The following is a 17,437-nucleotide window of genomic DNA, read 5'->3' on the forward strand; positions in this document are numbered from 1 at the left end:
CAACAGTATGCTAACTGACCAACGGGCTTCCAACCGCATCGCGATCATTGATGTTGGCTCCAACTCGGTACGCCTTGTAATTTTCGATGGCATGACCCGTGCCCCCGTCCCGATTTTCAACGAGAAAGTCATGTGTGGATTGGGGCGCGACCCCGAAGATACCGGCAAGCTCAACCCCGAAGGTGTCGAGCTTGCCGTTGTTGCCATGCACCGGTTTGCGACACTGTTGCGCGCGATGAAAGTCACCCGCATCGATGTTCTTGCAACCGCGGCAGTCCGTGCCGCAAGCGACGGCAAGGAATTCTGTGATCGCGTTACTGCGGAAACCGGATTGACGGTTAAGGTGATTGACGGGCTTGAAGAAGCCCGCCTTTCCGCCCTTGGCGTTATTTCCGGTGATCCACTTGCCACCGGCATCATGGGTGATATCGGTGGCGGGTCGCTTGAACTTGTTTTGCTTGAAAACGGCGCGATCAAAAAACGCGTCAGCCTGCCTTTGGGGGCGATGCGCCTGCAGGCGGTTTTCGGATCAGACCGGGCGCGCCTGACGGCCGAAATCACCCGATATCTTGACAGTGTCGATTGGCTGCAAGAAGCAGCAGGACAGCAACTTTTTGCGGTTGGCGGATCATGGCGATCCATCGCCAAACTGTTCATTGCACAGGAAGATTATCCGATTTCGGTGGTGCATAATCTCGCCATGCCGCGATCCGACATGGATGAACTGACCCATATCATTTCGCAGCAAAGCCGGATCTCGCTTGAAAAGGTTGGCGGCGTTTCAAAACGCCGTATCGACAGCCTGCCCCATGCGGCCCTGGTCATGAATATGTTGATGGCCCGCATGCACCCGAAAGAAGTGGTCTTTTCCGGTCATGGGCTGCGCGAAGGCTGGATGTATGAAGTCCTGCCCGAAGATTTACGTCAACGCGATCCGTTGCTTGATGCATGCCTTAGCTTTGCCGAAGACGGCGAACGTTTCCATCAGCACGGCGAAGAAGTCGCACGATGGTGTGCGCCGATCTTTGCCGAACTCCCGGCCAATATTGAACGCCTGCGGCTTGCCGCCTGCATCATCGGTGATATCGGCTGGAACGAACATCCCGATTACCGCGCGATCCAAAGCTATAACCGTATTTTGCGCCATCCCTATCTTGATCTGAACCATCATGATCGGGTGCTTTTGGCCTATACCATCGGGTCGCGCTATACCGGTAATTTCAAGGGCGATTCGTCAAGCGATCGCATTCTGGACGAAGACAATCGTCTTACCGGCCGCCTGTTTGGCCATGTCATTCGCTTGGGCCATACGCTTTCGGGCGGTGTCGAAGGCATCTTACCGCAAACCCGGTTGCTGCTTGAAAACGACAAACTGGTCCTGCAGTTCGAGAAAAAGGCATCTGCCCTGTACGGCGAAGTCGTCGAACAACGCCTTAACAAACTCGCCAAATTGATGAACCGCGAAAGTGAAGTCCGTTTGGCGTAATTTCAAAGGCACCCCAACCAGAACTCTTTGCATTTCAGCGCAAACCCGTTATTTTGGGGCGGCTTTCCAAGCACCCCGTCCGCGGAAAGGGCTGCGCCCGGTATCGACCATTGAAACACACGGTTTCCTTGCCTGTCTGGCGGACACAGGCGTTATGAACAGGGGAATCGTATGTCTGCTTCGCGCACATCGAAATCCGATAAAGCCCAAAACACCCAGCCAGCCTCATCAACGCCACCAATCCGCAAAAGCCCGATCTTTGACGGTCGCCTTAACCTTGAACAGCAGCGCAAACGCGCCAAGGAACTTTTGCGCGACCTGCAAAATGGCAAACCCGGCGCCCTCGCCCGGTTAAAAAATGCTGGTCATCCCCTATCCCAACCCGAAATCCCCACCCTCAAACTTGCCGATGCGCAACTGATCATCGCGCGCGAGAACGGGTTTACCAGCTGGCCGAAAATGAAGGCCCATATCGACAAGATTTTTGAACGCAACCGTCAGATCGCGCAGGGCACACTGCCGACCCTTGATGCCAAAACAACGCTGCATCTGCGCTGTGGATCAGATATCCGTCACGGGCTTGATATTGCCGGCTTTGTTGGTGATTTCCTTGAATTCGCCGATCCGTTTTGTCAGGGACCGGTTCCTGATCTACCGCGTGATCAATTCATCCAGACCCGTGCGAACTTCATCGCCGAAGCCTATCAAATCACACCAAAGGACGCGCTGGCACGAAGCCATCGGGAATACGCATCGCTTGCAACATTGGGCGATTACGAACAGGTCGTCTTGTGGTTCGAACATGACAGCTACGACCAGCTTATTCTGGCGTTTCTGATGGATTTCATCGCGACCACGCGACCCAAGACACAGCTTGAAGTCATTTCTGTCGGCGAAGTCCCCGGCATTGATCGTTTCATCGGGCTTGGGCAGCTTTCACCGGAACTTCTGATCTGGTGCTGGGAAAACCATCGGATGCCCGTCACCGATGAAATGCTGCACTTTGGCCGTGACGCATGGTCGGCCATTCGATCGCAAACGCCTGATCTTTTAGAATCTTTCATCAAAACCGCCCCGACCAAGCAGCCGTTACCCCATATGATAAAGGCCTTCAAACGCCATTACGTGGAACTGCCTGATCGACAAAGCGGTCTTGGCTTAACCCAACAACTGACCTTACAAATCATCAAAGACCACGGCCCGGTTACCATCGGCAAAGTATTTGGCCATCTGATGCGATCCTATGATCCCCTGCCCTATCTGGGCGATCTGATGTTCTGGGCAGATGTCCAACGGATGATGGATTGCAAAGATCCCCTCTTCACCATCACATCCAACAACCCCGATCAAAACTGGGCCGAACAGACCCTCACCCTGAGCGAAACCGGCGAGGCCACATTGGAAGGTAAAACCAGCTTCCTTGAAAACTTCACCGGCATTCGTTGGGTTGGCGGGATACAGGTCACGAACACGTCAAAACAGGACCTGTGAAAACATCATCACCTCATCCGCATAACTGTTCATTTTATTGCCTGGATGAACAATCTCTCATTGGACATTGTTGGCAGATTGAATATGTTCAGCCCCAAAGTTTAAGGACGCATTGCGCAGGAAGTATTGATGGTGGCAAGAACGACTGTAATTACAATTACCCATAATGGGGGATTGGTCATTGGTGGATTGTTAAAGTCACTGCCTGCCGACCTGCCCTTGATCGTCGTTGATAATGCATCGCGTGATGACACCCTTGATATTGTCGTTGCCATTCGTCCTGATGCGCAAATCATCCGCAATGAAACGGGTCTTGGATATGGGGCTGCAGCGAGTCAGGGCCTTGCCGCCGTCAAAACAGAATTCGCCTTGCTTGCAAACCCGGACGCCTTGATGACCGCTGATGCCATCAGTGCGCTGGTCGAAGCAGCAGATGCGTATCCTGAAGCCGCAATGTTTGGCCCCATCCACAAGGATGGCGACGGAAACATTGAACCCAGCCACAATGTTGAATTATGGAAACGTAAGTCATATGGAAAGTCGGCGTATGACTGCGTTCCCGAGGGCCCGATTTCTGTCGAATTTCTGTCTGGCGCGGTCAACCTTGTGCGCATGAATGTCATGTCACAAATTGGCTCTTATGATCCGGAAATCTATCTTTATTACGAAGATGATGACATGTGTATGCGCTTGCGTCAGGCGGGATACAGCCTTGTATTGGCATCCTCATCTGTTGTTACGCACTTAAATGGCGGATCTGTCAGACCCAACCGCGCCTATTACTGGGAAAAGTTTTGGAACATTGCCTGGTCCAGAATATACTTTGAAACCAAATACAAAGGACGAATCGCCGGAAGCTGTCTTGGTGTTCGATACGCGCTTCGATTTGCAGGAAAAGCTTTACTATATGGAATCACCATGCAACGCGCCAAAGCGTGGCGAGATCTGGCACGGTCATTTGGCTCTTTCGCAGCCGTCATCGGTGTAAGAGCGTCAAAATTACCGCGCGCGAACGCCCGTTAAACGTAATTGGCAAACAAACCTGAATGAGTGGATATATTTTTAAATGAAGGCAGTAATTCTTGCTGGCGGTTATGGCAGCCGATTGAGCGAAGAAACATCCGTCAAGCCAAAGCCAATGGTCGAAATCGGCGGCAAGCCGATTTTATGGCATCTCATGAAAATCTATGCTGCTCATGGTGTGAACGAATTCGTCATCTGCCTTGGCTACAAGGGCTATGTGATTAAGGAGTATTTTGCCAACTACTTCCTTCATCATGCGGATGTCACCATCGATATGGCGTCAAACCAGCTCGAATATCACAACGCAAATGCTGAACCGTGGAAAGTCACGCTGGTCGATACCGGTCTGAACAGCATGACGGGCGGCCGGATTAAGCGCGTTGCCGACTATCTTGACGATGACAAACCGTTCTGCCTGACATATGGCGATGGGCTGGGTGATGTTGATATTTCCGCCAGCATCGAATTCCATAAAAAGCAGGGCCGCAAGGCGACAATGACTGTTGTGTCGCCCCCCGGTCGTTTTGGTGCAACCGTCCTTGATGGCGACAAGGTTTCAGCTTTTCAGGAAAAGCCACTTGGCGATGGCGCGCGGATCAATGCAGGATTTTTTGTCTGTGAGAAATCTGTATTGAACGAAATCAAAGAAGACAAAACTGTCTGGGAAGCAGAACCATTGCGCAATCTTGCAGACAATGATCAACTTTCTGCCTGGCGCCATGACGGCTTCTGGCAACCGATGGACACGCTGCGTGAAAAGCAGTTGCTTGAGAACCTCTGGGCGACGGGTAATGCTCCTTGGAAGGCTTGGTAATCAACATGCTTCCAAGCAAAAAACTTCATAGTTTCTGGTCGGGAAAGCGGGTTTTACTGACCGGCCATACCGGCTTCAAAGGCAGTTGGGCTGCGGCCTGGCTGATGCAGATGGGTGCGAAAGTCCATGGCTTCGCACTTGCACCGGAAACAGAACCGAGCCTGCATGACCTGCTTGATCTTTCCTATCAGTCCGAAACGATTGCAGACTTGCGGGATCGTGCGTCCGTCGCCGACATGGTCAACAAGGTTAAGCCGGAACTGGTATTGCACTTTGCCGCCCAGCCGCTGGTACGTCGCGGATACCGTGAACCGGTTGAAACCATGGCCACCAACATAATGGGAACGGCGCATCTTCTGGATGCTTTGCGCGACTGCGAAACAGTATCGGGCATTCTCGTCGTGACCAGCGACAAGGCTTATGACAATGACAGTTATGATCAGGCCCACGGAGACATTGTCTTCCGTGAAGGTGATCCACTTGGCGGGCGCGATCCCTATAGTGCGTCAAAAGGATGCCAAGAGATTGTCGCACGCAGTTTTGAGCAAAGCTATTTCCGTGCCCGCAACATTCCCCTGGTAACCGCACGCGCTGGCAACGTTGTTGGTGGTGGGGACTGGTCCGAAGACCGGTTGATGACCGATATCATCCGTGCTGCTTCGAACGGAAAAGCCGTCGAATTGCGCAATCCCGGAACAACCCGCCCTTGGCAGCACGTGATTGAACCTGTGGCCGGATATTTGATGTATTTGCAAGAGGCCGTCGAAGGCAACACCACCGTTCCAGCCTTGAATTTCGGCCCCAAAGAATCTCATACTGTGCAGCACGTAACCCGACTGGTTCTTGATGCTTGGGGCGGCAACTCAGAAACCGCACACCGGACGAGTGCTGAGGCGAGCAAAGAAGCACGAACTCTTGCCTTGGATTCCAGTCTTGCGACGACGACCCTTTCCTGGCAACCACGCCTTGATCTTGAAACCTGTGTTCAATGGATTGTCGATTGGCACAAGGCGCATCTGGACGGCCAGAACATGCATGCAATTACCGAGGCTCAGATTTCCTCGTTTGAATCGATGATGGATACCAAATGACAACGCCAACCTGCCGCGCATGCGGAACGGATCTTACGCACACCGTCGTCGACCTTGGGCTAAGCCCGCTTGCGAACTCATATGTTCCGCTTGATCGCGCAGACGCAAAAGATCCTCAATATCCCCTTCATGCCAGAGTCTGCAGTACCTGCTTTCTCGTTCAGGTCGACGACGTCGTTCCACCTTCAGACATCTTTAGCCACTATGCATATTTCTCCAGCTATTCAAGCAGCTGGGTCGAACATGCACAGAAATATTGTGTGACAGCCTGCGATAAACTGAACTTGAATGATCAGTCCTTTGTGGTTGAGGTCGCCTCAAATGATGGCTACCTCCTTCAGCATTTCGTTGCGAAATCTATTCCTGTTCTTGGGGTCGAACCCGCAGCAAACGTCGCCAAAGAGGCCGAAAAGAAAGGCGTACGCAGCCTTGTTGCATTCTTTGGCAAAGAAACGGCGCAAAATGTCGTCGCCCAATACGGGCAAGCTGATTTGACCGCCGCCAACAATGTGCTGGCGCATGTTCCTGACATCAATGATTTCGTATCTGGTTTTGCCACAGTTCTTAAGGATGATGGTGTTGCAACCTTTGAGTTCCCGCACCTTCTGAACCTGCTCGAAAAGACGCAGTTCGACACAATTTATCACGAGCATTTTTCGTATCTGTCGTTATATGCCGTTGAAAAATGTTTTGAACTGAACGGTCTTAAGGTCTTTGACGTTGAAGAGCTCCCCACCCATGGCGGCAGCCTGCGCATCTGGGCGCAGAAAGCCAACGGCACGCGCGTCGAAACGGATCGCCTCAATGTGCTCCGCGCTAAGGAAGAAACGGCTGGTATCGCGACCCTTGCCGCATATGAAGGTTTTGACGCCAAGGTCCGTAAAATCCGCGATGACCTTCTGGCCTTCCTTAAAAAGGCCAAGGCAGACGGGAAAACCGTTGCCGGTTATGGTGCTGCCGCAAAGGGCAACACGCTTTTGAACTATTGCGGCATTGATACGGGGCTGATTGACTTTGTTGTTGATGCCAATCCGCACAAACAAAATACCCTTTTGCCCGGCAGTCACATCCCGGTTCATGCGCCGGACAGCCTCAAGGACGCCAAGCCTGATTATGTTCTGATCTTGCCGTGGAACCTTCAAAGCGAAATCATGAAAGATGTCTCTTACGTTCAGGACTGGGGCGGAAAGTTCGTTGTAGCTGTTCCCGAAGTGGCCGTTCTGGGATGATTTTCACCAAGACAGATATCGCAGGTGTTGAGCTGATCGAACTTGAGAAGTTCACCGATGACCGCGGCTTCTTTGCTAGATCATTTTGCAAAGATGAACTTGAACAAAACGGTCACGCCTTCGAAATAATTCAAGCCAATCTGTCGTTTAACGACCAATCCGGCACCTTGCGCGGTATGCATTATCAGCAAAACCCGGTCGGCGATCCCAAAATCGTGCGCTGCATCTCCGGTAAGATATTTGACGTTGTCATAGATCTTCGCGAAGGCTCCCCAACCTATTGCCAGTGGGTGTCTGCGGAATTATCCGCGCAGAATCGTAAATCATTCATCATCCCGTCAGGATGTGCGCATGGCTTCCTGACCCTGGAGCCTGACAGCGAAGTCATGTATTTGATGGGCGCCCCCTTTGTGCCCGACCTTGCAGCAGGCGTTCGCTGGAACGATCCGGCCTTTGCAATTGAATGGCCAAGCAGCCCAGAAAAAATCAATGATCGCGACGCAAATTACCCGGACTATGAGCGATTAAAATGAAAGTCTTGGTCACTGGTGCAAATGGCCTCATCGGGCCCTATGCCTGTGCGGCACTGATTGCTGCCGGACATGATGTCATGACATGCGGGCGATCAGTGCCTGCCACGCCAGATTCGCACCACATTACCGGCGATCTTTTAGACCCGGTATTTAGGGAAAAATTGATCCGTGATGAACGCCCCGATGGCTTGATACATCTTGCATGGCAAACCAAACATGGACATTTCTGGAATGCGCCAGACAACCCTGATTGGCGCGAAGCTTCCATTGATTTGCTAAATCGCTTTCTTGATTCAGGTGGCGCGCGGGCGACGCTGGCGGGAAGCTGTGCTGAATATGACTGGCTGGATTCGAAAGACGGTGCAAAGCTCGGCGAAGATGCCTTTTGCGCGCCGGCAACACTGTACGGACAAGAAAAGCTGACCCTTGCGCGCCACTGCCTTGATCTGAATGAACAAGGCGCATCGATCGCATGGGGTCGTCTTTTTCTCTTATGTGGGCCAGACGAAAATCCTGCACGCTTCGTCCCATCCGTCACAAAAGCCTTGCTGGCGAACGAATCAGCAAAAATGAGTTCCGGCACACAGGTTCGGGACTTTATGCATGTCGCAGACGCCGGATCAGCATTCGCTCAGGTGCTAGACAGTCAATTTAAGGGCATTGTGAATATTGCCAGTGGCAAAGGCCAGAGCCTGCTGTCGGTTGCAAACAGTCTTCATGACCTGATCGGGCGCGGCACTGTGCTTGCCGGCAGCCTACCAGACAGGCAAGATGACCCGCCGTACCTGGTCGCCAATACGGACATCCTTGAAAATACCATTGGCTTCCAGCCGAAGTTTGACCTTACATCTGCGCTGAAAAACTGCATCGACTGGTGGAATGACCATGAAGCTTAAACATCGCTTGCGTAAACTTCTGGGCCTGCCAGACAAAAAGTTCAAACTTCCGGCAAACGTGTTCGTCGGCAAACATTCCTATGGTCTAAGTAAAAATATGGTCGCCGGTGCATCACCAGATGCGACCTTGACAATCGGCTCGTACTGCTCGATCGGTCCTGACGTTTTGTTCTTGTGCAAGGTAGATCATCCCCTCGCCTTTCCAAGCACCTATCCTTTCAAAACGTTGCTTTGGAATGCGGATCAGGGCAACATCGATGCCATTACCAAAGGGCCAATACGCCTTGATCACGATGTATGGATTGGCGCAAGAGCCATCATCCTTTCCGGCGTGAACATTGGGACTGGTGCCGTTGTGGCCGCGGGCGCAGTGGTCACGAAAGACATCCCCCCATATGCCATCGTTGGCGGAAACCCTGCCAAAGTGATCCGGAAACGCTTCGATGACCAACAAATTGAAAAGCTTTTAGCCACCCGGTGGTGGGAACTAAGCGACGCGGAGCTTAAAGAAAAAGCGAGCCTGCTATACGGGGACGTGGACGCATTTACCAACACGTTCCCCAACAAATAGTGCCCCCTTTGTGAACGCCAACTCTATAAACTTCGCGCAATCTTAAACAACTCCCCACGCAGCCACTTATGCGCAGCATCGGCTGCGTTGCGGACATGCCAATATTGCGCAAAGCTGTAGTCGGGAAATTCAAGCGGCAACTCACAATGTGCGAAGCCCCCCATCATTCCGTCAGACAGGCGCGATGGCAGGGTTGCGATGATGTCGGTTCCCCGGATCATATTGGCAACACTGGCAAAGGTTGAAATCTGCAACACCGTTTTGCGCGACCGGCCCAAACCGCGCAACAGATCATCAACGGCCGAGTTTTCATTCGCGCCAAGCATCACGCGCGCATGCTTGGCGGCACAATACCGGTCCAACGTATCGGGCGGTGCATCATGACAGGACGCATCATAAAAACAGCGCGTCTGTTCCTGAAACAGTCCTTGCTGCGTGATGTCGCCATACTTGCCTGATGAACCGATACTGATCGCATGATCAATGGTGCCATCGCGCAACCAGTTGATCATTTGATCCTCCCCCGTAATCGGGATGACCTTGAGCCTGATATCGGCCTGACAGGCATTAAGTCGCTTCATCAGTGTCGCTAAAATAACTGCCACTTCATAATCATTGGTGCCCAGAACAAACCGCGCAGAATGATCGGGATTGTTGGGATCAAACGTCACAACACGGGTTAAATCACGCATGTTCTGTAACAACAACCGGACCTGCGGGGCAATTTCATCGGCATGCGCCGTTGGCGATATTGATCGGCCGGAACGCACAAACAGCGGATCACCAATAATCTGGCGCAACCGATCCAGCCCGTGGCTGACCGTCGGCTGCCCGACAGCAAGGCGATTGGCCGCAGCCGTCACTGATCCCTCGTCATAGATGGTCAGGAACAGCCGCAGCAAACGATAATCAAGGTCTAATTCATCGACATTCATACATATATATTATCATATTCATCGAATTGATCATATGCGTTATTGCGCGCAAATTTCTCCCATGAACAGGCAATCGCCTGACCACCACATCGGAGAATGAAAAATGAAAACCTTGATTACCGGCGCAACCGGACAGCTCGGCACCCTTGTCGTCACGCACCTTCTCAACCACCTTCCAGCAAGCGACATTGCGGTAAGTGTTCGCACGCCGGGCAAGGCGACCGACCTTGCGGCCAAGGGGATTGACGTCCGCCATGGTGATTTTGATGATCTTGGCCTGATGACCGCTGCCTTTAAGGATGTGGAAACCGCGCTGATCATTTCAGCAGAAGCCGACAATGCCACCCGCATTGCCCAACACCGAACGGCCGTTGATGCCGCCAAAGCCGCCGGGGTCAAACACCTGGTCTATACAAGCATCATTGACCCGCGCGCGGATGCTGATTTCACCTATTCCGCCATTCATCTGGATACGGAAAACTACATCAAGGAAAGTGGTTTGAAATACACCCTGCTGCGCAACAGCTTCTATGCGGATCTGTTGTTGGCGGGTGTGCCGCACGCGCTTGAAACCGGCGATTTTGGCGCCCCGGCGGGGGATGCAAAAATCACCTATATCACCCGCAATGATCTGGCCGAAGCCGCAGCAATGGTTCTCGCCAACCCGCAAACACACGTGAACGCCACCTATGATCTGACCGGCGGCAAAGCCGTCACCCACAGCGAAATTGCCCGCTATATCGCAGACACCACAGGCAAACCGGTCAAGTTCGCTGATCTTCCAGCCGAGGTTCATGTCGGTATTCTAGGCAGCTTTGGCCTGCCGGACCATCTCGTCGAAGCCCTTGCCGGACTTTATGTCGGTGCGAAAAAGGGCGATTACGCGACTGTAAGCAATGATTTCCAAACCGTTGTCGGCCGCGCCCCGCAAAGCGTGCAGGAATTTATGACCGGAGCACTCAAATGATCCGATCAAAATTCCTTCTGGCATCGGCATGCGTTGCCCTCAGCCTAAGCACAATGCAGCCACTTCATGCCGGTGAGATCGAAGACCGCAACACAACCAATGTCGTTGCGTTTTATGACACCGTGTTCAATCAGCATGACGTTGAAGGCGCGATCACAAAATATATCGGCGATGAATATATTCAGCATAATCCGTTTGTCGCAGACGGGATTGACGGTTTCCGTGACGGCATCACGGGCTGGTTAAACTCGGACGCCACCATCCGCGCCGAGATCATCCGCACCATTGCCCAGGGCAATCTGGTTGCCGTTCATGTCCGCTCAACCACTGCAGGGGGCGAAAGTGCGGTGATGGATATTTTCCGTCTCGATGAGGATGGCAAGATTGTCGAACATTGGGATGTTTCCCAGCCGGCTCCCGCCGAACAGGCCCATGACAACACCATGTTCTAGAGTTTGCCCGCTGGAGTATCCCAGTGGATTTTTGAACCAGCCGAAAACAAAAAAACGGGGCCGTCATGGCCCCGTTCAAGTTTTTCAGGGAGGCATTCCTGAGAGATATCAGGGAACAAAAATCATAAGTGTGGACACAAAAAGCAAGGCGGTGGACGTAATTGAAAACAGCGTATATTTGACAATCATGTTCGTAATCCTTTGCGGACAGAGATAAGCGTCCCATGTGGGGAGCATGGTTCAACGCCAATCTTGATCAGGGTTACTGGCTTCCGTTCCGCCTCAAGTTTGGGGACTTGGGGGCTAGGCAGAAGGGTCGCTACAGCGCATTAAAGTCCCAACTCGGACAATCCCGGGTGATCATCCGGACGGCGCCCAAGCGGCCAATGAAACAGGCGTTCTTCGCTCGATATCGGCTTGTCATTAATTGAGGCCACGCGGCGCCGCATAAGACCGTGTTCATCAAACTCCCAGTTCTCGTTGCCATAGGCCCGGAACCAGTTGCCGCTATCATCTGAATATTCATAGGCAAAGCGAACTGCGATGCGGTTCTCGTGAAATGCCCAGAGCTCCTTGATCAGACGATAATTCAACTCTTTCTGCCACTTACGGGTCAGAAAGGAGACGATCTTGTCGCGACCTTCGAAAATCTCGGCACGGTTACGCCAATGACTATCAACCGTATAGGCCAGCGAAACCTGTTCCGGCTGGCGATTGTTCCAGCCATCCTCAGCCATGCGAACCTTTTGCTTGGCCGTTTCTAAATCAAAGGGAGGCAATGGTGGTCGTGACATGGTTCAGGTTCCTTAAATACTGACAGCGAAAAAAGGGGGCCCCGGTCGACTGAAGGGCAATGAAGCGGTTGGGGGGAACCGTCGACCGGGGCATTCCCGAATGTTAGGCCGCAGCGGCACTAACAACCGGGAAATCAATGGGCGTGCCAAAGGCTTCGTTGAGATAGTTGGTCAAGGTATTCAAAGCCACATGGGCAACGATCTCGACCAGTTCGGCTTCGCTGTAACCGGCCTCTTTGACCGCTTGAACGTCGGCATCGCTGACCTGTCCGCGTTTCTGGACAAGCGCCACAGCAAAACCAACAGCAGCATCGGCTTTCGCGTCCGTCGAACCACCGTTTCGGTTGGCCACGATTTCGGCATCATCAAGCTTGGCAAGGTTTTTACCAAGATAGGTATGTGCTGATAGGCAATAGTTGCAGCCATTAATCTGGGCAACGGCAAGTGCAATACGTTCGCGGGTCTGGGCATCAAGCGCACCTTTTGCAAGTGCACCATTCAAACCAAGATACCCTTCCAAAGCAGCCGGGCTGTTTGCGGTCAGACGAAACAGGTTCGGAACGGATCCAAGCAGTTTGTTCACACCTTCCAGAAGCGGCTGAGCAGCAACAGGAGCAGCGGAAATCGTCGTTGGTAGTGAAATACGGGTCATAAGAACTCTCCTAAACAGGATGGAATTGATCAGTTGATGAAAAATATATACAGACTGGTCTGTCTACTTGTCAAATATATTTTTCGGAATAATCGTTCTGAAATTGTAAACGCTTGCTTTTCTGGCGTTCTCGCCGCAAAATAATACAGACCGGTCTGACTATTGGAGATAGGAAATTGAAGTCAAAACGCGACGATCTTGTCGATACTGCCCTGCGCCTGTTTTACACACAGGGCTTTAATGCGACCGGAATCGATAAAATTCTGGCCGAGTCCGGCGTCGCCAAAATGACGATGTACAAGCATTTCAAATCAAAGGATGAACTGATCCTTGCCGTCCTGAACCGCCGCGATGAACAGTTCCGCGACTGGTTAACAGGTGAAATGGATAAGGCATCAGAAAACCCACGCGACCAACTGCTTGCCATGTTTGACGCGCTGGAAGACTGGTTCAAAGGCCGGGCTTTCAAGAGTATGGGCTTTGCCGGTTGCGCCTTTATCAATGCAGCAAGCGAGTTTTCCAAACTCGATCATCCTGCCCACCGCATCGCAATCGAGCATAAGCAAAGCGTGCGTGACGATATTGCCAAACGCTGTGCCGCGGCCGGGGCCCCTGCCCCTATGGAATTGGCTGAAAAGCTCGCCCTTCTTAAAGAAGGTGCGATTGTGACGGCACAGGTCCGTGGCCTGACCGAATCCGCTCAGATCGCCAAATCTATCGCACAAGCCTTGCTGGATGACGCGTTACCGGTTCCGACAAACTGAACTTTCGTTATTTGTCCGCGCAAACACAAAACGGGGCCATAAGGGCCCCGTTTTTGCGTTCCGTTCGTCTGTCGGTTTTTGGGCTTAGCTATTATCGCCAAGCTCAACCAACGTAACTTCACCATTTTCAAGCTTCAAGCCAAGCTGACCATGCTTAAGGCGCAGGGCATATTGACCATAAAGGTCACGACGCCAGCCCCGCATGGCCGGAACATCGGCATTGTCGTCTGCGGCAATGTTCTGCAAATCATCACCAGAAGCAACAAGACGCTGTGCAACGCCTTTTTCTTCGGCGCAAAGCTTCAGCAGAACTTTCAGCAACTCGACCGTTGGTCCGATCCCAGCTGGAAGCTCGATACGATGTTTTGGCGTTGGCCACTGATCCTGCGGACTATCAAGGGCTGCCTTGATGGCATCGATAATCGCCTGGCCGGGTTTGGAACTTCCGAAATTGCGACCAACACCGCGTGTCTTGTCCAGATCGGCCTCGGTCATGGGTTGGCGGGCGGCGATATCAAGCAACGTATCATCGCGCAAAACCCGATTGCGTGGCAGGTCTTTGCGCTGTGCTTCGGTTTCACGCCATTCGCCCAATGCACGGGCAACAACCAGGAATTTCGGGCTATTCGATCGGGTTTTAAGCCGCTTCCATGCTTCGGCCGGATCAACCGAATAAATCGATGGATCGGTCAGACGTTCCATTTCCTCATTCAACCAGACGGCACGGCCATTGGCTTCAAGGCGTTCATGGAAGTCTTCGAAAATCACCCGCAGATGGGTCACATCCGACAGCGCGTAACTGATCTGCTTGGTTGACAGCGGACGACGCGACCAATCGGTAAAACGCATTGATTTATCAATGCTTTTGCGTGTGACCTTGTTGACCAGCGTTTCATAGCCAACCTGATCCCCATAGCCAAGCACCATCGCCGCCACCTGTGTATCAAACACCGGATGGGGGACTTTGCCAGACAGATGGACAAAAATCTCGATATCCTGACGGGCCGCGTGAAAGACTTTGATCACGCTTTCGTCTTGCATCAGATCAAACAGCGGAGACAGGTCGATGCCTTCTGCAAGAGGGTCGATCGCGGCACCGTTGTCAGAAAATTCAGGACTCGCAAGCTGCACAAGGCACAGTTGCGGCCAATAGGTCGAATCCCGCATGAATTCGGTATCGACCGTGACAAATTCGAACTCCCGCAGCTTTTCACATAAGCTGCGCAGTTCTTCAGTGGTTGTAATAGGTTCCATGTCGATTGCTATAACATTGCACGCAACAATTCGCCAGTGGCTTCGATGCAGGGCTGATCTTCATCAATCACAACCTCGTAAGGCACCATAAGCCACGGTCTGAATTGGGGTTAGTACCTAGGGTCAGGACCTATTAATTTGGTTTGAATGGTCACCCGGATTTGTGCGGATAGGCGAAGCAAGACCGCAGGAAGATATGCATCTTTCAAGGTTTTGCGACAAAGTAGCCCGTACAAATCCGGGTGATCCGCAGGACAGGTGTTATATTTGCAAACTCCTGCGTTAAACCCTTTTCCCGGGGGGATTACCCCGCGCTGCAGGCTTTATTCTTGTATTTCACAAATATAACGCCTGCCATTCCAATCAAATTAATAGGTCCTGACCCTAGATAATCTCGTCTTCATCAAGCAACGGATCGGATTGCAGATGGATCTCGATGGCATCCATGCGTTCCTGAACTTCTGAATGACGTTTGATCGATGCAATATGAAACAACGCATCCCCCTGATTGACAATCGGGTGATTGGTCCGCCCGATAATCAACCCGTCATCGCGTGCCAGAACTTCTTCATCGGTCTGGCCAAACGGATCGGCCACGGCAGCAACCACATCACCGGCATAGACAAATTCACCGGCCAGTTTGAATGTCCGCAAAAGCCCGCCGACCGGCGCGCGCAGCCAGTGGCTGTTTGATGATCTGAAGGATGGCAAACGTGGTTCGCGCACCGCACGTTGCGATGTCATGCCCAGTTTGCGCATCACCCGCAAAACGCCTGAAACCCCGGCACGAATTGACATTTCATCAAACCGAAGCCCCTCACCGGCTTCAAACAGCAAAATCGGCACATCAATTTCGCGTGCCGCCTGGCGCAACGATCCTTCGCGCAGCGGACTGGTCAAAATGATCGGCGCGCCAAAGGCCTCGGCATATTCCATGATCTCGGGATCGTCTTCATTGACCCTGATCTGGGGCAAGTTAACACGGTTAACCGCCGCCGAATGAAGATCAATGCCAAAATCAGACCGTTCGACAATTTCGGTCAGGAACAAATGCGCAAGCTGTGCGGCAAGGGAACCGCGCGCATGCCCCGGAAAACACCGGTTCAGGTCACGACGGTCTGGTAAATAACGGGTGTGGTTCAAAAAACCGAACGCATTGACCACCGGCACCGCCAACAAGGTCCCGCGCATGCCGCGCAAGGCCGGTGATTTCAAAACACGTCGGATAACTTCAACACCGACAATCTCGTCACCATGCACAGCACCACTGACAAACAGCACCGGACCGGGCCGTTTGCCATTCACAACATTGACCGTCAGATTAACCGGTGTGTGGTTCGACAGCAGCGAAATCGGAATATCGACGATCTGACGCGTACCTGGACTAACCTTTTTCCCACCAATTTCAAAATCAGGGATTTTGGAAGATTTGCGGCTTCCTTTGGTTGATCCGGTTTCGCTCATGCCGTCATCCTTTGCCTTTGGTCCGAACTTTGCCCGGACGGTAATCTTTTTCAAGGAACTCGATAATCATTCCGGCAATATCCTTGCCGGTCGCCCCTTCGATGCCTTCAAGCCCCGGTGATGAGTTAACTTCCATCACCACAGGCCCATGGTTGGAGCGAAGAATATCGACACCACAGACATTTAACCCCATTGCCTTGGCCGCTTCAACCGCGGTCGAGCGTTCCTGCGGCGTGATACGGATCGAACGGGCCGACCCACCACGATGCATGTTCGACCGGAAATCACCTTCGGCGCCTGTACGTTCCATGCTGGCAACAACCTTGCCACCAATCACAAAGCAACGAATGTCGGTATTGCCGGCTTCCTTGATGAATTCCTGCACCATGATATCAACGCTCGCCCCCCGGAAAGCCTCGATCACGGATTTGGCCGACTTTTCGGTTTCACCAAGAACCACACCAATACCCTGGGTGCCCTCAAGCAGCTTGATCACCACCGGCGCGCCACCGACAATCGACAAAACCTCGTCGGTTTTCTTTGGATCATGGGCAAACGCCGTCACCGGCAGGCCAACACCACGGCGCGACAGGATCTGCAAACAGCGCAATTTGTCGCGCGAACGGCCAATCGCCACCGATTCATTAAGCGGATAGACCCCCATCATTTCGAACTGGCGCAAAACCGCCAGACCGAAAGAGGTCACCGAAACGCCGATACGCGGAATAACCGCTTCATAGCCAACCAGCTTGTCGCCGCCGTAATAAATTTCGGGTTTCATTGATGTGATGTTCATCGAGACACGCAACGTGCTGATAATATCAATCTCGTGACCACGGGCTTCAGCGGCCTCTACAATCCGCTTATGGGAGTAGAGATTAGGGTTACGCGCAAGCATCGCGATTTTCATACAATGAACTCCCGTGGGTCGGCATGAACAGTCACACAAACGATCAATGACCGTCTGCCGGACTTAAAAATACTGTCAGAAAGAAAAAACGATCCTGGACGAAATTTGTTC

At 52.4% G+C, this 17,437-nt stretch carries 18 protein-coding genes; 12 read left to right on the forward strand and 6 right to left on the reverse strand.

Features of this window, described 5'->3' with window-relative positions:
• The first annotated feature begins 7 nt into the window (after window positions 1-7).
• The 9 genes from RIC05_RS19835 (at window position 8) to RIC05_RS19875 (ending at window position 9,134) form a co-directional block, all read left to right on the forward strand.
• Window positions 8-1,486, forward strand: coding sequence for a Ppx/GppA phosphatase family protein (locus RIC05_RS19835; protein ID WP_350047129.1), 1,479 nt, complete (start codon window positions 8-10; stop codon window positions 1,484-1,486).
• A 171-nt stretch (window positions 1,487-1,657) separates the two neighbouring features.
• Window positions 1,658-2,977, forward strand: a complete 1,320-nt coding sequence (locus RIC05_RS19840; RefSeq protein WP_350047130.1) for a DUF1835 domain-containing protein — start codon at window positions 1,658-1,660, stop codon at window positions 2,975-2,977.
• Window positions 2,978-3,106: 129 nt separating this feature from the next.
• Complete coding sequence (locus RIC05_RS19845; protein ID WP_350047131.1) at window positions 3,107-4,000, forward strand: glycosyltransferase family 2 protein; 894 nt, start codon at window positions 3,107-3,109, stop codon at window positions 3,998-4,000.
• Window positions 4,001-4,043: 43 nt separating this feature from the next.
• Window positions 4,044-4,814 (forward strand): glucose-1-phosphate cytidylyltransferase, encoded by a 771-nt coding sequence (gene rfbF, locus RIC05_RS19850; protein ID WP_350047132.1) that lies wholly within the window; start codon window positions 4,044-4,046, stop codon window positions 4,812-4,814.
• Between the two features lie 5 nt (window positions 4,815-4,819).
• A complete protein-coding gene (rfbG, locus tag RIC05_RS19855) occupies window positions 4,820-5,905 on the forward strand; it encodes a CDP-glucose 4,6-dehydratase (RefSeq protein WP_350047133.1) in 1,086 nt (361 codons plus the stop codon).
• Window positions 5,902-7,134: a methyltransferase domain-containing protein gene (locus RIC05_RS19860; protein WP_350047134.1), complete on the forward strand. Its 1,233-nt coding sequence runs from the start codon at window positions 5,902-5,904 to the stop codon at window positions 7,132-7,134. Before rfbG ends, RIC05_RS19860 begins: the two co-directional genes overlap by 4 nt.
• A complete protein-coding gene (gene rfbC / locus RIC05_RS19865) occupies window positions 7,131-7,667 on the forward strand; it encodes a dTDP-4-dehydrorhamnose 3,5-epimerase (protein ID WP_350047135.1) in 537 nt (178 codons plus the stop codon). Before RIC05_RS19860 ends, rfbC begins: the two co-directional genes overlap by 4 nt.
• Window positions 7,664-8,563, forward strand: coding sequence for an NAD-dependent epimerase/dehydratase family protein (locus tag RIC05_RS19870; RefSeq protein ID WP_350047136.1), 900 nt, complete (start codon window positions 7,664-7,666; stop codon window positions 8,561-8,563). Before rfbC ends, RIC05_RS19870 begins: the two co-directional genes overlap by 4 nt.
• Window positions 8,553-9,134, forward strand: a complete 582-nt coding sequence (locus RIC05_RS19875; protein WP_350047137.1) for a CatB-related O-acetyltransferase — start codon at window positions 8,553-8,555, stop codon at window positions 9,132-9,134. Before RIC05_RS19870 ends, RIC05_RS19875 begins: the two co-directional genes overlap by 11 nt.
• A 23-nt stretch (window positions 9,135-9,157) precedes the next feature.
• Here RIC05_RS19875 and RIC05_RS19880 read toward each other — a convergent pair whose 3' ends face one another.
• The gene (locus tag RIC05_RS19880) at window positions 9,158-10,069 is read right to left on the reverse strand and encodes a LysR family transcriptional regulator (protein WP_350047138.1); all 912 of its coding nucleotides are present in this window, start codon (window positions 10,067-10,069) and stop codon (window positions 9,158-9,160) included.
• 103 nt (window positions 10,070-10,172) lie between these two features.
• Between RIC05_RS19880 and RIC05_RS19885 the strand changes: the two genes are divergently transcribed.
• On the forward strand, window positions 10,173-11,036 hold the full coding sequence (locus tag RIC05_RS19885; RefSeq protein ID WP_350047139.1) for an SDR family oxidoreductase: 864 nt from the start codon (window positions 10,173-10,175) through the stop codon (window positions 11,034-11,036).
• Window positions 11,033-11,488, forward strand: a complete 456-nt coding sequence (locus tag RIC05_RS19890; protein WP_350047140.1) for a nuclear transport factor 2 family protein — start codon at window positions 11,033-11,035, stop codon at window positions 11,486-11,488. The genes RIC05_RS19885 and RIC05_RS19890 overlap by 4 nt, the downstream gene beginning before the upstream one ends.
• Window positions 11,489-11,817: 329 nt before the next feature.
• Here RIC05_RS19890 and RIC05_RS19895 read toward each other — a convergent pair whose 3' ends face one another.
• Window positions 11,818-12,282: a nuclear transport factor 2 family protein gene (locus tag RIC05_RS19895; protein WP_350047141.1), complete on the reverse strand. Its 465-nt coding sequence runs from the start codon at window positions 12,280-12,282 to the stop codon at window positions 11,818-11,820.
• Between the two features lie 103 nt (window positions 12,283-12,385).
• Window positions 12,386-12,934: a carboxymuconolactone decarboxylase family protein gene (locus RIC05_RS19900; RefSeq protein ID WP_350047142.1), complete on the reverse strand. Its 549-nt coding sequence runs from the start codon at window positions 12,932-12,934 to the stop codon at window positions 12,386-12,388.
• 176 nt (window positions 12,935-13,110) lie between these two features.
• On the opposite strand from RIC05_RS19900, the gene RIC05_RS19905 reads away from it, so the two are divergent.
• Window positions 13,111-13,698, forward strand: coding sequence for a TetR/AcrR family transcriptional regulator (locus tag RIC05_RS19905; RefSeq protein ID WP_350047143.1), 588 nt, complete (start codon window positions 13,111-13,113; stop codon window positions 13,696-13,698).
• Window positions 13,699-13,782: 84 nt separating this feature from the next.
• On the opposite strand, the gene rnd is transcribed toward RIC05_RS19905, so the two are convergent.
• The 3 genes from rnd to rimK form a co-directional block, all read right to left on the reverse strand.
• A complete protein-coding gene (gene rnd / locus RIC05_RS19910; protein ID WP_350047144.1) occupies window positions 13,783-14,952 on the reverse strand; it encodes a ribonuclease D in 1,170 nt (389 codons plus the stop codon).
• Window positions 14,953-15,336: 384 nt separating this feature from the next.
• The gene (locus tag RIC05_RS19915; RefSeq protein WP_350047145.1) at window positions 15,337-16,470 is read right to left on the reverse strand and encodes a succinylglutamate desuccinylase/aspartoacylase family protein; all 1,134 of its coding nucleotides are present in this window, start codon (window positions 16,468-16,470) and stop codon (window positions 15,337-15,339) included.
• Complete coding sequence (gene rimK, locus RIC05_RS19920; RefSeq protein WP_350047146.1) at window positions 16,421-17,326, reverse strand: 30S ribosomal protein S6--L-glutamate ligase; 906 nt, start codon at window positions 17,324-17,326, stop codon at window positions 16,421-16,423. The genes RIC05_RS19915 and rimK overlap by 50 nt, the downstream gene beginning before the upstream one ends.
• Window positions 17,327-17,437 lie beyond the last annotated feature (111 nt).

Origin of the sequence: Thalassospira sp., assembly GCF_040218635.1 — a bacterium.
Classification (GTDB): Bacteria; Pseudomonadota; Alphaproteobacteria; order Rhodospirillales; family Thalassospiraceae; genus Thalassospira.

Excerpts from the sequence above, each read along its gene's own strand:
- RIC05_RS19890 (WP_350047140.1), top strand. The coding sequence starts at position 11,033 with ATGATCCGATCAAAATTCCTTCTGGCATCGGCATGCGTTGCCCTCAGC.
- rnd (WP_350047144.1), bottom strand. The coding sequence starts at position 14,952 with ATGGAACCTATTACAACCACTGAAGAACTGCGCAGCTTATGTGAAAAG.
- rfbG (WP_350047133.1), top strand. The coding sequence starts at position 4,820 with ATGCTTCCAAGCAAAAAACTTCATAGTTTCTGGTCGGGAAAGCGGGTT.
- rfbC (WP_350047135.1), top strand. The coding sequence starts at position 7,131 with ATGATTTTCACCAAGACAGATATCGCAGGTGTTGAGCTGATCGAACTT.
- RIC05_RS19895 (WP_350047141.1), bottom strand. The coding sequence starts at position 12,282 with ATGTCACGACCACCATTGCCTCCCTTTGATTTAGAAACGGCCAAGCAA.
- rimK (WP_350047146.1), bottom strand. The coding sequence starts at position 17,326 with ATGAAAATCGCGATGCTTGCGCGTAACCCTAATCTCTACTCCCATAAG.
- rfbF (WP_350047132.1), top strand. The coding sequence starts at position 4,044 with ATGAAGGCAGTAATTCTTGCTGGCGGTTATGGCAGCCGATTGAGCGAA.
- RIC05_RS19840 (WP_350047130.1), top strand. The coding sequence starts at position 1,658 with ATGTCTGCTTCGCGCACATCGAAATCCGATAAAGCCCAAAACACCCAG.
- RIC05_RS19860 (WP_350047134.1), top strand. The coding sequence starts at position 5,902 with ATGACAACGCCAACCTGCCGCGCATGCGGAACGGATCTTACGCACACC.
- RIC05_RS19885 (WP_350047139.1), top strand. The coding sequence starts at position 10,173 with ATGAAAACCTTGATTACCGGCGCAACCGGACAGCTCGGCACCCTTGTC.
- RIC05_RS19870 (WP_350047136.1), top strand. The coding sequence starts at position 7,664 with ATGAAAGTCTTGGTCACTGGTGCAAATGGCCTCATCGGGCCCTATGCC.
- RIC05_RS19880 (WP_350047138.1), bottom strand. The coding sequence starts at position 10,069 with ATGAATGTCGATGAATTAGACCTTGATTATCGTTTGCTGCGGCTGTTC.
- RIC05_RS19845 (WP_350047131.1), top strand. The coding sequence starts at position 3,107 with ATGGTGGCAAGAACGACTGTAATTACAATTACCCATAATGGGGGATTG.
- RIC05_RS19900 (WP_350047142.1), bottom strand. The coding sequence starts at position 12,934 with ATGACCCGTATTTCACTACCAACGACGATTTCCGCTGCTCCTGTTGCT.
- RIC05_RS19835 (WP_350047129.1), top strand. The coding sequence starts at position 8 with ATGCTAACTGACCAACGGGCTTCCAACCGCATCGCGATCATTGATGTT.
- RIC05_RS19875 (WP_350047137.1), top strand. The coding sequence starts at position 8,553 with ATGAAGCTTAAACATCGCTTGCGTAAACTTCTGGGCCTGCCAGACAAA.